Origin of the sequence: Hymenobacter sp. B1770 (genome assembly GCF_049896385.1) — a bacterium.
In the GTDB taxonomy this organism is placed as follows: Bacteria; Bacteroidota; Bacteroidia; order Cytophagales; family Hymenobacteraceae; genus Hymenobacter.
The window spans coordinates 122060-137175 of record NZ_JAFCUF010000007.1 but is presented as its reverse complement, the minus strand read 5'-3'; the positions used below and the strand labels follow the sequence as shown (position 1 = coordinate 137175).

Below are 15116 nucleotides of genomic sequence, written 5' to 3'. Positions count from 1 at the left end.
TGTGTCGGTTGTCAGTTGGCGGCTGCCTGGTGGCCGGGCAGCTCAACAAAGGTACAAACCGAGGCAAGCCAGCTGAAAAGGAAGGTGGGGTTGGGTTGGGACTGGTCAATCAATCGTCTGTCCTGCTGAGGCACGAAGCATCTTATCAGGACAGAATGATTTGTTCTGGTAGGATAAAACGCTTCGTGCCTCAGCAGGACAGACGCCTCAATATACAGGGCATTTAGTAATGAATGAATTACTCGTGAAACGATTTCTCACCAGCCGGAATAGCTACTTCCAGCCGGTTGTCGGCTGGGGGCACGGGGCAGCTGTATTCATTATTGTAAGCGCAAAACGGATTGTAAGCGGTATTGAAATCTAGCTTGATTTCCGCAACGTTAAGCTTTGGCAGCGGGGCGTCGAGGTAGCGGCCGCCGCCGTAGGTTTCGCGGCCGTTGGTGAGGTCGGTGAAAGGAATAAATAAGGTAGAGTCTTTGCCGGTGGCTTTTAAATAAATACCTAATTGATGCGAGGTTTTATTAAAAGTGAATTGTGCCTTGCCCCAATTTAAATATTTCTCTGCCCGGTTGTCGCTCATTTGCATGGATATCGTGTCCGGTTTTTCATTGCGAATAATGGTCGCATTAATTACAAATGATAAATCAGCCGGATAATATTTTAAGCTGTCAAATTGAGCCTTTTGCGCCTCAGGAATGGGCGATTCGGCGGATTGACGGAAAGACTGGTTTTTTGCTTTTCGGGCTTTATTTATTTGAGCAGCATAGGCGCTTGCGTCAAGTTTTGTGTCGTTTAAGGAATAAAATATAATTCCTATTACAGCGACAGCTATTGCTATTTTCTTAATCATGCGGAAGTTCTTTTTGAAAAGGTAGGCAACCCCGGGGACATCAGGCAGCATCTTTGGCCTCAACTACTACCTGCGGTACTTCCGTGTTCGCCTTATGCGCAAATTCTTTCTGCTCGCCCTTGCCCTAGTCAGTCTTACGCCTGCATTCGCCCAACAGCCTGCTCCAACTACCTACCACCCTACTGCACGGCAAACCAACAAGCTGGTGCACACCAAGCTGGACGTGCGCTTTGATTACGCCAAGCGCTACCTCTACGGCCGCGAATGGGTCACGCTCAAGCCCCACGGCTATACTACTGATACGCTGCGGCTCGATGCCAAAGGCATGGACATTAAAACCGTGGCCCTGATGCAGGGCGACAAGCTCCAGCCGCTAAAATACGATTACAACCAGCGGCAGCTCCTCATACGCCTGGGCCGCAACGTGCCGGCCGGCGAGGCCTATACGGTTTACCTCGAATACACGGCCAAGCCCGACGAGCTGGGTGCCAAGGGCAGCGCCGCTATCCGCGACGCCAAGGGCTTGTACTTCATTAACCCCGACAGCGCCGTGGCCGGCAAACCGGTGCAAATCTGGACGCAGGGCGAGACCGATGCCAACTCCGTCTGGTTTCCCACCATCGACCAGCCCAACCAGAAAACCACCCAGGAGATTAGCATGACCGTGCCCGCCAAGTACGTCACGCTCTCCAACGGCGCGCTGGTAAGCCAGAAGCCCGCCGGCCCCGGCCTGCGCACCGACACCTGGAAAATGGACGAGCCCCACGCGCCTTACCTGTTTATGATGGCTGTGGGCGATTTCCATATCACCAAAGACACTTGGCGGGGCAAGGAAGTGAGCTACTACCTCGAGCCCCAGTACGCGGCCCAGGCCCGACAGATTTTTGGCAAGACGCCCCGCATGCTGGAGTTCTTCTCGCAGCGCCTGGGGGTTGATTATCCTTTTAATAAGTATAGCCAAGTGGTGTGCCGGGAGTTTGTGGCCGGCGCCATGGAAAACACCACGGCTTCGCTCTTTGGCGAACAGGCCCAGGGCTCGGCCCGCGAGCTGCTGGACTGGCGGTACGCCGGCGTGGAGCGGGAAATTGCCCACGAGCTATTTCACCACTGGTTTGGCGACTACGTGACGGCCGAAAGCTGGGGCCAGCTGACCATGAACGAGTCGTTTGCCAACTACAGCGAGATTCTGTGGGCCGAGCACGAGTACGGCCCCGATGCCGCGGCTCAGCAAGCCGACATCAGCCTGCGTACCTACTTCCGCAACCCCGCAAACTTCCTGAAGCCGCTCGTGCGCTTTCAGTATGCCGACAAGGAGGACATGTTCGACGCCGTGACCTACCAAAAGGGCGGCAACATCCTCCACATGCTACAGGCTTACCTGGGTGAAGAAGTGTTTTTCCGGGGCCTGCAGCGTTACCTTAAGCAGCAGGCCTTCGGCACTGGCGAGCCGCACCAACTCCGGCTAGCTCTGGAAGAAGCCTCAAGCAAGGACCTGAACTGGTTTTTCGACCAGTGGTACTACCGCGCCGGCCACCCCATGGTGACCATGACCTACCAGTGGGACGCCGCCCGCAAGCGTCAGGCCGTGGTGGTGCGCCAAACCCAGGCGGGCGCTCCGTTCGTGCTCCCTCTTATGGTGGATATTTATAGCAAGGGCCGCGCCCAGCGCTATCCCGCTACCCTGCGCCACGCCGTAGATACCCTCTATTTCCCGGCCGCCACCAAGCCCGACCTAGTGAACGTGGACGCTGAAAAAGTGCTGGTGTGGCAGAAGGAAGACCAAAAGCCTCTGGCCGAATTCGCCTACCAGTACCGCCACGCGCCGCGCTACCTCGACCGCCGTGAAGCCCTCCGGGCCGCCCAAACCAACGCAGCCGACCCCGTAGCCCATAAAATTCTGGTAGCCGGCCTGGCTGATAAATCAGCCGCCCTGCGGGAGATGGCGGTGGAAGTAATGGACCTCAAAATTCCGGCACTGCGAAAGGCAGCGGCCCCGCTGCTGGCGAAGCTGGCTGCCTCCGATTCGTCGGTGCAGGTGCAGGCAGCGGCCATCAATGCCCTCGCCACGCTGCGCGACAAGCGCTACGCCACGCTCTTTAGCAGGGCGCTGGGAAGTAAATCTTACAAAGTGCAGGGCGCCGCCCTCCAGGCTCTGCTGACCCTCGACCCGAAGCAGGCCCTGACCCGAGCCACGGCCTTCGAAGCCGATAATAAAGGCGCGCTGACCGTGGCCATGGTGACGGTTTATGGCCAGGCGGGCGGCCCCGCCCAATGGCCCTCCATGCTGGCCAAGTATGATGCCGCGGAGCCAACCGGCCAGTTTGAGATGCTGCCCGGCCTTGGTGATATGCTCGGGCGCCTCGACAACCCGGCCGGGCTGGCCCAGGGCATCGGCCGCATCAAGGACCTTACCGTGAAATACAAGCCCTACATAGACGCCAGCCGGATTGTCGGCTTGCTGCGCCAGATTCAGCAGCGCCAGTCGACGCGGCCCAATGGGGCGCAAGTCGCGGCGCTGGTGGAGCAGGCGGTGGGTGAGATTGAGGCGGCTAAGTAAGTAGGAGTGGGCACCCCTAATCTAATTGGTTTCTAATTCCATCCCCTTGCGAGGCAAGTACCTTTGTAGGACATATTAAAGACCATTGTGCAAGGTGTCGGGGCGGCCGGCAAATGCACGCATTTCACGTGAAAGATGCCTATGAAACTGCTATTGGTAGAGGACGAGTTGAAAGTGGTTGCGATTCTCAAAATGGGTTTTGAAGAAGAAGGCTACGAAGTGGAGGTAGCCTTCGATGGCAAGGTGGGGCAGCACCTAGCCCTGCAAAATAAGTACGATGTTATTCTGCTGGACATTGGCCTGCCCTACCTGAACGGCTACGAACTGTGCGAGCAAATCCGCCGGCGCGATGCCACCGTGCCCATTCTCATGCTCACGGCCCTGGGCACGACCGATAACAAAGTGGATGCTTTCCAGCTGGGGGCCGACGACTACGTCGTCAAGCCCTTTGCTTTTAGGGAGCTGCTGGCGCGGGTGCAGGCCCTCACGCGGCGGGCCTCGCCCGGCAGCGCGGTAGAGCTGGTAGCCGCGGATTTGGAGCTGAACACGCATACCAAAGTGGTGCGCCGAGCGGGCCAGCTTATTACGCTTACGGCCCGGGAGTTTGCCTTGCTGCAGCTGCTGTTGCTGCATAAAAATGAAGTGTTGGCGCGCCCATTCATTGCGGAAAAAGTTTGGAGCCTCACTTTCGATACCGGCACCAATGTCGTGGATGTGTACATCAACTATCTGCGCGCCAAGATTGACAAACCATTTGCTACCGCGCTGATTCAGACGGTAGTGGGCATGGGCTACGTGCTGCGCGACGAACCCGGGGTATGAACATCCGCACGCGACTAGCTCTGCAATTCACCCTGCTCGTAGCCCTGCTTCTGACCTGCGGGTTGAGCGCCATTTACTACCTGGAAAAAAAGAGCACCCACGAACTGTTTACCCAGCGCCTGACGGAACGGGCTCACCTGACCGCAGCCTTGTACTTGGAGGCCGATGAGCAAAGCCGGGCCGTAACCGAAAAAGTGCGCCAGCGCCTGATGTACGAGCTGCCCGGCGAAATCCTGGGCATCTACGACCAGCAGGGCAATCCGCGCTTCCTCCAGGAACCCAGCTCCCGCTTTCCGGCCGGACTGCTGACTCAGCTGTTGCACGAATCCAAGGTGGTGCAAACGGAAGGCGAACGGCAAACAGTTGGTATTTTTTACCACGACAACCAAGGCAACTTCCGCATCTTGGTGTCGGCCGTGAATGTCACGGGGCTGGACCGGCTGGCTTATCTGCGCCTGGTGATGGCCGCCGTGCTGGTGGTGAGCCTGGGGCTGAGCTTCGGCCTGGGCTGGCTGTTTGCCAAAAGCGCCTTCGAGCCCGTGCGCCTCATTGTGCAGCACGCGCGCCGCATCGGCGTGTCGGACCTGCACCTGCGCGTGCCCGTGGGCAAGAGCCGCGACGAGCTAACCGAGCTGGCCGAGACGTTTAACCTAATGATACAACGCCTACAGGCTGCTTTTCAGCAGCAGCAAAGCTTCATCTCCAATGCCTCGCACGAGCTACGCACGCCCCTCACCGCCATGATTGGGGAGCTCGACATCACCCTGAACCGTCCCCGCCCACTGGCCATGTACCAGGAAGCGCTGAGCTCGACACTAGCCGAGGCACAGAAGCTCAAAGACATTGTGAACCGCCTGCTCCAGCTGGCGCAGCTCGATGCCAACGAGCTGGACTTGCCGGTGGGAAGCTTGCTCCGACTCGATGAGGTGCTGTATGCCGCCTGCGAGGAAATATCGGTGACGCATCCCGGCCAGCAAGTGTCCATCCAAATTGGCCAGCTGCCCGACAACACTGAAGACCTAACCATTCCGGGCGACGAAAACCTGTTTCGCCTGGCGCTGACCAACCTCATCGGCAACGCTTGCAAGTTTTCGGATGGCCGGCCTGTGCTGTGCACGCTCAGCTACGAAGGTTCCCGCCTGCTGCTGAGCGTCATCGACCAGGGCATCGGCATTGCCCAGGAAGACCTGGCCCACATCCGGCAGGCCTTTTTTCGCGCCGAAAATGCCCGCGCGTTCAGCGGCTTTGGGGTGGGTCTGTCGCTGGCCGTGAAGATTATTGAGCTGCACGGCGGCGCGCTGGAAATTGAGTCGGAGCTGCGTAAGGGAACTACCATGCGCGTGCTGCTGCCATTGCAGGGGCAGGAGGCAGGCGCCATCCCCACTCTAATCAGAATCTAATAAGCTTCTAATTCAGCTATAATTTCTTGCCTCCCGGGCTTTAAGACCTTTGTATGAACATTCGGAACACCTCCGTCCTTCATGCAAAAGTACCTGATTTTCAGTATTGTTTACGTTGGCTTCCTCCTTCTGGGGCAACCGGTTAGTGCCCAGGCAACCCTGGCCACGCACGTGTCCAGCCCGCTGCCGACCGACGCCCTCCGGCTGACGCTGGCCGAGGCCGAGCAGCGCTTCCTAAGCACCAACTATGCCTTGCTGGCGCAGAAGTTCAACATCTCAGCGGCGCAGGCCCGGGAGCTGCAGGCAAGCTTGTTCGACAACCCCGAAATCTACGTCGAGCGCAACGCCTACAACCCCTACCGCCAGCGCTTTTTTGAGTCGAACGAGGAGCGCAAGCAGTGGGTGGTCACCTATGAACAACTGCTGCTGCTGGGCGGCAAGCGCCGCAAAAATGTGGAGTACCAGCGCCTGGGCACCGAAATCGAAGGACATAACTTCAGCGACCTGGTGCGTACCCTGCAGTACGAGCTGCGCACCAGCTTCGTGCGGCTCTACTACCGCCAGCAGACGCTGGGCGTGTACCAGCAGCAGCGCGAGGCCCTGCAGCGCACCCTCACCATCTACCAGGCCCAACTCAACCGGGGCAACGTGGCCCTCAAGGAAGTAGTGCGGCTGAAAGCTGCGCTATTCTCGCTGGAAAGTGAGCGCAAGGAGTTGGTGAACGACATCAGCGAGCTACAAGCTTCGCTGAACTTGTTGCTCGGCAACCGCCCGCCCCGCGTGCTGCTGCCTGTGCTGCCCGCCAATCCGGCCACTGGCCTTCGCTTATCGGCCCTGCCCCTGGCCCAGGCCCTGGAAGTGGCCCGCGCCAGCCGCCCCGACCTGCGCGCAGCCGAAACCACCACCCGCCAGGAGCAGCAAAATCTGCGGGTGCAAAAAGCTTTGGCCGTGCCCGACCTTACGGTGGGCGGCATCTACGACTTCAACGGCGCGGTGGGCAAGAACTACACCGGCATCACGCTGGGCATGCCGCTGCCGTTGTTCAACCGAAACCAGGGCAACATCCGCTCGGCGCAAGCTCAGATTCAGGCCAGCGAACAGGCCCTCAACCAGCAGGCCACGGCCGTGGAAACCGAAGTGGCCGAGGCCTACGCCAAAGCCGCCGAAGCCGAGCGCCTGGCCACCAGCTTCCCCGCCGACTACTTCACCGATTTCGATAAGCTGCTCGATGGGGTGCTCACTAGCTACCAGCGAAAGGCCATCGGCACGCTCGAGTTCCTCGATTTTCTGGAGTCTTACAAAGACAACATGGTGCAGCTCAACGAGGCCCGCGCCGACCAGCTCAACTCCTTCGAAAACCTTAATCAGCAGCTGGGCAGGCGGGTATTTACCTGGTAGCGCTGGCCCTGTGGCCGGCTCTCTCTTCAATAGATTTCTTTTCCAACACCCTCATTATGTTCTTATTTGACCTTATTCGTCAGCCACTGTTCTCCATCAGCTGCATTGCCTTGCTGGCCGCCAGCACCGGCCTGACCAGCTGCACCGATAGCAGCAAAGACAAGGCGGCCGTGCCCGAGCCTTCCTTCGTGCTGACGGACTCCCTGCTCAGCCGCATCCAGCTGGATACGGTGCGCCAGCGGGGCGTGCGCGACGAACTCAAGCTCACGGGCAAAGTGACGTACGACGAGGAGCACGTCAACAAAGTGTTTCCGCTGGTGAGCGGCATCGTGACCAAGGTGAACGCCAGCCTGGGCCAGTACGTGCAGGCCGGGCAGGTGCTGGCCGAGCTGGAAAGCTCCGACATTGCCAGCTTCCGCAACGAATCGACGGCGGCCAGCGCCACGCTGGCCACTGCCCAGCGCAACCTGACCAGTGCCCGCGAGCTGTACCAGGGCGGCCTGGCCTCGGAGCGCGAGTACGAAGAAGCCAAACAAGAGGTGCTCAAAGCCCGCGCCGAGGTGCAACGCAATCAGGCCGTGGGCCACATCTACGGCACCAAATCGGCCAGCGGCGCGGCCCGCTACCAGGTGAAAGCGCCCGCTGCCGGCTTCGTGGTGGAGAAAGCCGTGAACCCGCGCACGCTCATTCGGCCCGACAACGATGAGGCGATGTTCACCATCTCCAACCTGCAGTCGGTGTGGGTGGTGGGGAACGTGTTCGAGGACGACATTGCCCGCGTGCAGCCCGCCCAGGACGCCGTGGTGACGACGCTGGCCTTTCCCGGTAAGACCTATCGCGGTAAAGTGGCCAACGCTTACAGCGCCCTCGACCCGGAAAGCAAGGTGATGAAAATTCGCATTCGCCTGCCCAACCCCGGCAATCAGCTCAAGCCTGAGATGTTCGCCAACGTGATGCTGACCTCCCTTTCCGATTCGGTGATGGTGAGCGTGCCATCGTCGGCGCTGGTGTTTGAGCGCAGCCAAAACTTCGTGCTGGTCTTTCACGACCGCAAGCACATCGAAACCCGCCCCGTGACGCCGGGCGCCAGCGCCGGGGGCATCACCTACATCCGCACGGGCCTGAAGGCCGGCGAGCGGGTGGTGAGCAAAGACCCCATGCTGCTATATCACGCACTGAATCAATAATCTGATTTACCAACTTAAAGTCCAGGGCCAGAAGCTGATGATGCTCCTTTTGGCAGGGGAGCCCCGCGGCGTTCTATTGCGGCCCAGCTTCTGGCTCCTGGCACTAATTGCTACCGCTCTGCCGGATTCTCTGGCTCGCAAGCGCCTTCCCCGATAGGGGAGGGCAGCTGGCTGCCAGCCTTTTCCGGCCTCCTGTTCACCCCTTCACTAATGCATAAGTTCATTCAGGGCATCCTGGGCTTCTCGCTGCGCAACCGCTACTTCGTGTTTTTCTGCACGGGGCTGGTGATAATAGCGGGCCTGTATAGCTACAAGCACACCGCCATCGACGCGTTTCCGGACGTGACCAACACGCAGGTCACCATCATCACGCAGTGGCCGGGCCGTTCGGCCGAGGAGATTGAGAAGTTCATCACCCTGCCCATTGAGGTGGCCCTCAACCCGGCTCAGAAAAAGAACAACATCCGCTCCACCACGCTCTTTGGTTTGTCGGTGGTGAAGGTGATTTTCGACGACGAAGTGGACGATGCCTACGCCCGCGTGCAGGTCAACAACCTGCTGCCGGGCGCCGCCCTGCCCGACGGCGTTGAGCCGGAAGTGCAGCCACCCTATGGCCCCACGGGCGAGATTTTCCGGTACACGCTGGAAAGCAAAACCCGCAACGTGCGCGAGCTCAAAACCCTGCAGGACTGGGTGATTGAGCGCCGCCTGAAAGCCGTGGCCGGCGTGGCCGACGTGAACAGCTTCGGCGGCGAAGTGAAAAGCTACGAGCTGAGCATCAACCCGCGCCGCCTGGAGGCCTACGACATCACGCCCCTGGACGTGTACGAAGCCGTGTCGCGCTCCAACATCAACGTGGGCGGCGATGTGATTGAGAAAAACGGCGCTGCTTACGTGGTGCGCGGCATCAGCCTGCTCACCAAGCTCGACGACATCAACGACATCATCATTAAGAATGTGAACGGCACGCCGCTGCTGGTGCGCAACGTGGCCGAGGTGCACGAGTCGGCCCTGCCCCGCCTGGGCCAGGTGGGCCTCGACCACAACAGCGACGTGGTGGAAGGCATCGTGGTGATGCGCAAGGGCGAAAACCCCTCCGAAGTCATTACCCTCATCAAAGCCAAAATCACCGAGCTGAACGAGAAAATCCTGCCCGGCGACGTCAAAATCAAGCTTTTCTACGACCGGGAGGTGCTCATTGAACACGCCACCACCACCGTGCTGCACAACCTGCTCGAAGGCATTTTCCTGGTAACGGTGGTTGTGTTCCTGTTCATGGCCGACTGGCGCACCACGGTCATTGTATCGGTGGTGATTCCGCTGGCTTTGCTATTTGCCTTCATCTGCCTGCGGCTGAAGGGCATGAGCGCCAATCTGCTGAGCATGGGCGCCATCGACTTCGGTATTATTGTGGATGGCGCCGTGGTGATGGTGGAGGGCCTCTTCGTGACCCTCGACAGCAAAGCCCACAAGGTGGGCATGGAGAAGTTCAACAAGCTCTCCAAGCTCGGCCTCATCCGCAAAACGGGCACCGAGATGGGCAAGACCATCTTCACGGCCAAGCTCATCATCATCACGGCCTTGCTGCCCATCTTCTCCTTCGAGAAAGTGGAGGGCAAGATGTTCTCGCCCCTGGCCTGGACGCTGGGCTTCGCCCTGCTCGGTGCCCTCATCTTCACGCTCACGCTTGTGCCGGTGCTGGCCAGCATCATGCTGAAAAAGAACGTGCGCGAAAAGCACAACTACTTCGTGGACTTCGTCACGCGCGGGTCGCTGTCCATCTTCCGGCGCATATACCGCCGCAAGGCCCTGAGCTTGGTGGTGGCGGGCGTGTGGCTGGTGGTGGGCATCGGCGCGTTTAAGCTGCTGGGTACTGAATTTTTGCCTCAGCTCGACGAAGGCTCCCTCTACGTACGGGCCTCGCTGCCCATGAGCATTTCGCTGGATAAGTCGGTGGCCATGAGCAACCAGATGCGCGAGTCGCTGCTCTCATTCAAGCAGGTAAAGCAGATGATGAGCCAGACGGGCCGCCCCAACGACGGCACCGACCCTACGGGCTTCTACAACGTGGAATTTCACGTGGATACCCATCACACGCCCGAGATGAAAGACCCGGTGTACCGCCAAGCCCTCATCGACAGCATGCAGCAGAAGCTGAACGTGTTTCCGAGCGTAATTTTCAACTTCTCGCAGCCCATTCAAGACAACGTGGAGGAGGCCGTGTCGGGCGTGAAGGGCTCCATTGCCGTGAAAGTGTACGGCGAGGACCTCAACTTTCTGGAGCAGAAAGCCGATGCCGTATTCAAGCAGCTGCAAACCGTGGAGGGTATTGCCGACCTGGGCATTGTGCACGCCGTGGGCCAGCCCGAGCTACGCATCGACCTGAGCGAGCGGCGCATGGCCCGCTACGGCGTGAGCCCCGCCGATGCCAACGCCGTGGTGGAAATGGCCATCGGCGGCAAGGAAGCCACGCAGTTTTACGACGGCGAGCGGCGCTTCAGCATCCGAGTGCGCTACCTGCCCGAGTTCCGCAAAGGCGAGGAGGAAATTGCCCGCCTGATGGTGCCCACCCTGAACGGGGCCAAGATTCCGCTGCGCGAAATTGCCACCCTCACCACCCTCACCGGTCCCTCGCTCATCTTCCGCGACAACACGGAGCGCTTCATCGCCATTAAGTTTTCCGTACGGGGCCGCGACATGGGCAGCACCATCGAGGAAGCCCAACGCAAGGTGACAGATGCGGTGCCCCTGCCCAAGGGCTACTCCACAGCCTGGGCCGGTGATTTCGAAAACCAGCAGCGCGCCACCGACCGTCTGGCGCAGGTAGTGCCCATCTCGCTGCTGCTGATTTTCTTTATCCTGTTCGTCCTCTTCGGCACCATGAAGGATGCCGGACTGGTGCTGCTAAACGTGCCCTTTGCCATCACCGGCGGCATTGCGGCCCTGCTGCTCACGGGCACTAACTTCAGCATCTCGGCCGGTATCGGTTTCATTGCCTTGTTTGGTATCTGTATTCAGGATGGCGTGATTCTCATCACCGTTTTCAAGCAAAACCTCTTGAAAAAGATGCCCTTGGACGCAGCCATCTACGAAGGCGTCACCAGCCGCATCCGCCCCGTGCTGATGACGGCCATGATGGCAGCTATCGGCCTGCTCCCAGCGGCCATCAGCACCGGCATCGGCTCCCAGACTCAGAAGCCACTGGCCATTGTGGTGATTGGTGGCTTGGTGACGTCGACCATCCTCACGCTGTTTATTTTCCCGCTCATCTTCGAGCGCACCCACCAAGGCTACCGCCGCAAGCAGGAGGCTCAAGCGAAGCTGGTCGCATAAGTGCAGGGCTACTTCTTATCGTGTGCTCCGCTCAGTCAGCAGTCGGATTAAATAAGGTGGTCGACTACGGGCAAATTAGGACCCGCCTCCTTCAGCTTCTTGATGAGTAGATATCGACGACGCTGGGGGCCTCTGGCCAGCCGCTCCAGTGCTCTCTGAAATCATTTTGGAGCCAGCTACGGTGCCGGAAACCAGCCGAATAGCAATAAACTCGGCCTTAACGAAAAGTGGGGAAACTGGGTTTAAGTTCTTGATAGAACTTTTTTGGGGTATAAAAAGCGTACCTTGCGTGTAAGTCAGTCATATATAGAATGCAATGGTCTGATTTATTTGTATTAAAATAAGTTTTGTCAGTCTTTTGCGGATGGACAGGCTGCATGCTTGGCGTTGCCATTCGCGAAGTAATTCTATTAATTATCTGAAGCATTGCCGGTCGTCACGGCAGCCCCCATGAAGGAAAGTGAAAAGAGATACCGGCGCCTGATTGAAGCCAGTCAGGACTTGCTGGTCACCGTGAGTCTGCAAGGCCACGTCATCGACACCAATGAGGCGGCCGTGAAAATGACGGGCGTCGACCGCGAGACCTTAATGGGCTCGGACTTCTTCTGCTACTTCACGGAGCCGGAGCAGGTGCGGGAAGTATACCGGGACGTGGTGGCCACCGGGGACGTGAGCAACGTGCCCTTCACGCTGCGGCACACCAACGGCACGCTCACGGAGGTGCTACTCGACGGCTCGGTGTATAAGGGCGACGAAGGCGAGCTGCTGGGCGCGGTCATAGTGGCCCGGGAAATCGCGGAGAAGAAGTGGGCCACGGAGTTGGGCATTGCCAACAAGGAGTTGGCCTTCCAGCACCACGAAAAAGCCAAGCGGGCCGATGAGCTCAGCATTGCCAACGAGGAGCTGGCTTTTCAGAACGACGAGAAAGAAAAGCGGGCCCAAGAGTTGAGCGTGGCCAACGAAGAGTTGGCGTTTCAGAACGACGAGAAAGAGAAGCGGGCTCAGGAATTGAGCGTGGCCAACAAGGAACTCGCTTTCCAGAACGATGAAAAGGAAAAACGCGCGCAGGAATTGAGTGTTGCCAATACCGAGCTGGCCTTTCAAAACGATGAAAAGGAAAAGCGGGCCGCTGAGCTAAGCATTGCGAACACCGAACTGGCCTTTCAAAACGACGAAAAGGAGAAGCGCGCACAGGAGCTGAGCGTGGCCAACGCAGAACTGGCCTTTCAGAATAATGAAAAAGAGAAACGGGCGGAAGAACTGAGCATTGCCAACACCGAGCTGGCTTTCCAGAACGACGAAAAGGAAAAGCGAGCTGCCGAGCTTGGCATTGCCAACATTGAGCTGGCGTTTCAGAACGACGAGAAAGAGAAGCGGGCCGCCGAGCTGGTGTTGGCCAACAAGGAGCTGGCGTTTCAGAACGACGAGAAGGTGAAGCGGGCCGCCGAGCTGCGCATTGCCAACTACGCCCGGGGCCTGATTGAAGCCAGCCGCGACCCGCTGGTGACCATCAGCCCGGAAGGCAAAATCACGGACATGAACCAGGCCACCGTGAACATCACCGGCCTGGACCGCACGCAGCTGAGCGGCTCCGACTTCTTCGTGTACTTCACCGACCCGCAGATGGCGCGCGAGGTATACCAGGAGGTCTTTGCCAAGGGCACCGTGGCCGATTCGCCGCTCACCCTGCGGCACAAAGACGGCAAGCTCACCGACGTGCTGTTCAACGGCTCGGTGTACAAAAACGACGAGGGCGAAGTGCTGGGCGTGGTGGTGGTGGCGCGCGACGTAACCGACCAGAAGCGCATTGCCACCGAGCTCACCGAAGCCAAAATTGCCGCGGAGCTGGCCACCGTGCTGGCCGAAGAAGCCCAGGCCAAAGCCGAAGACGCGGTGAAGGCCAAGCAGCAGTTTCTGAGTAACATGAGCCACGAAATACGCACGCCCATGAACGCCATCATTGGTTTCACGAAGGTGGTGCTGAAAACCGAGCTCAGCGACAAGCAGAAAGAATACCTGACGGCCATCAAGCTCAGCGGCGACACGCTGATTGTGCTCATCAACGACATTCTGGACCTGGCCAAGGTAGACGCCGGCAAGATGACCTTCGAGCAGGTGCCCTTTAAGCTCGCGGCCTCGGTGACGGCCATGGTGCACCTGTTCGAAACCAAAATTCAGGAGAAAAATCTGGCTCTGGTGATGGACTACGACACCCGTATTCCGGAGGTGCTCATGGGCGACCCCGTGCGGCTGCACCAGATTATTCTGAACCTGGTGAGCAACGCCGTGAAGTTTACGAGCGAGGGCAGCATCATTGTGGGCGTGCGCCTGCTGGTGCAGGACAAGGAGAAGGTCATCCTGGAGTTTGCCGTGACGGACACCGGCATCGGCATCGAGGAATCGAAGCTAGACACTGTATTCGACAATTTTCAGCAGGCTACCAGCGGCACCAGCCGCTTGTACGGGGGCACGGGCCTGGGCCTGGCCATTGTGAAAAATCTGGTGGAGCCCCAGGGCGGCACGGTCAACGTGCGCAGCACAGTAGGTAAAGGCTCCACGTTTAGCTTCATTTTGAGCTTCCCCAAAACCACCGAAAAAGCAGCCGCCGACCTCGGCCTGCACATCGACCTCGAAACGGGTTTCAAAAACGTGAAGGTGCTGGTAGTTGAAGACATTGCCCTCAACCAACTGCTGATGAAAACGCTGCTCGAGGACTTCGGCTTTGAAATGGAGGTGGCCGGCAACGGCAAAATCGCCATCGAGATGCTGCGCACAACCCCGTACGACATTGTGCTGATGGACCTACAGATGCCGGTCATGAACGGCTTTGAGGCCACGGAGTACATCCGTAACGAGCTCCACCTGAAGGTGCCTATCATTGCCCTGACAGCCGATGTGACGACCGTGGACGTGGAAAAATGCAAGGCCGTGGGCATGAACGACTACATCTCCAAACCCATCGACGACAAGCTGCTCTACAGTAAAATCATCAAGTTTCTGAAAAATCCAAGCAGCGGCGCGCTCGAGGCCGGGGCGTTGGCCGGAGACTTGCAGCCCTCAGCTTTCACCTGCGTGAACTTCGACTACCTGAAACGCATCACCAAAAGCGAGGCGCGCATGGCCGAAATGATTCGCTTGTACCTGCAGGAAATACCGCAACTCGTGCACACCATGAAACTTAGCATAGGCGAGCGGAACTGGATTGCGTTGAAAATGGCGACGCATTCCATCATCCCCACCTTTGCCACCATGGGCATGGACTCGCAATACGAGGACATTGCCAAGGCCATTCAGGCCTTGGCCGTGATGCTTATTTTGAAGGATACCGGCGATTGGGCCAGCGATGAAAACTTAGCCCGCATCCATACGCTGTTCGCGAAAATTGAAACCGTATGTGCCCTGGCAGCCCGCGAACTGGAGGAAAAGCTGGTGCTGCTAACAAAAAACACCCAATTAGCTAAGGCGCAGTTACTGACCCCAGTGGGATAACAAAAGCGAACCCTTGGTTTGCCTGAACTGCCCCTCTGTGCGCCTGCAGCCCTGCACACTTCTTCCCCAGTCCAGATTTA

Annotated in this window: 8 protein-coding genes; 7 read left to right on the top strand and 1 reads right to left on the bottom strand. The window is 58.6% G+C overall.

Annotated features, from left to right (window positions below):
- Positions 1-238: 238 nt before the first annotated feature.
- Complete coding sequence (locus tag ACP7AJ_RS15140; RefSeq protein ID WP_426061052.1) at positions 239-901, bottom strand: DUF1684 domain-containing protein; 663 nt, start codon at positions 899-901, stop codon at positions 239-241.
- Positions 902-944: 43 nt separating this feature from the next.
- On the opposite strand from ACP7AJ_RS15140, the gene ACP7AJ_RS15135 reads away from it, so the two are divergent.
- From ACP7AJ_RS15135 to ACP7AJ_RS15105, 7 genes are all read left to right on the top strand, one after another.
- On the top strand, positions 945-3407 hold the full coding sequence (locus tag ACP7AJ_RS15135; protein WP_426061051.1) for a M1 family aminopeptidase: 2463 nt from the start codon (positions 945-947) through the stop codon (positions 3405-3407).
- Between the two features lie 141 nt (positions 3408-3548).
- Positions 3549-4229, top strand: coding sequence for a response regulator transcription factor (locus tag ACP7AJ_RS15130; RefSeq protein WP_426061050.1), 681 nt, complete (start codon positions 3549-3551; stop codon positions 4227-4229).
- Positions 4226-5629 carry an ATP-binding protein gene (locus ACP7AJ_RS15125; protein ID WP_426061049.1) on the top strand — a complete coding sequence of 468 codons (1404 nt, stop codon included), beginning with the start codon at positions 4226-4228 and terminating at the stop codon, positions 5627-5629. Before ACP7AJ_RS15130 ends, ACP7AJ_RS15125 begins: the two co-directional genes overlap by 4 nt.
- A gap of 81 nt (positions 5630-5710) precedes the next feature.
- Complete coding sequence (locus tag ACP7AJ_RS15120; protein WP_426061048.1) at positions 5711-7027, top strand: TolC family protein; 1317 nt, start codon at positions 5711-5713, stop codon at positions 7025-7027.
- A gap of 56 nt (positions 7028-7083) precedes the next feature.
- Positions 7084-8214 (top strand): efflux RND transporter periplasmic adaptor subunit, encoded by a 1131-nt coding sequence (locus ACP7AJ_RS15115; protein WP_426061047.1) that lies wholly within the window; start codon positions 7084-7086, stop codon positions 8212-8214.
- 210 nt (positions 8215-8424) lie between these two features.
- On the top strand, positions 8425-11547 hold the full coding sequence (locus ACP7AJ_RS15110; RefSeq protein WP_426061046.1) for an efflux RND transporter permease subunit: 3123 nt from the start codon (positions 8425-8427) through the stop codon (positions 11545-11547).
- A gap of 450 nt (positions 11548-11997) precedes the next feature.
- A complete protein-coding gene (locus ACP7AJ_RS15105; protein ID WP_426061045.1) occupies positions 11998-15036 on the top strand; it encodes a PAS domain S-box protein in 3039 nt (1012 codons plus the stop codon).
- The last annotated feature ends 80 nt before the right edge of the window (positions 15037-15116 follow it).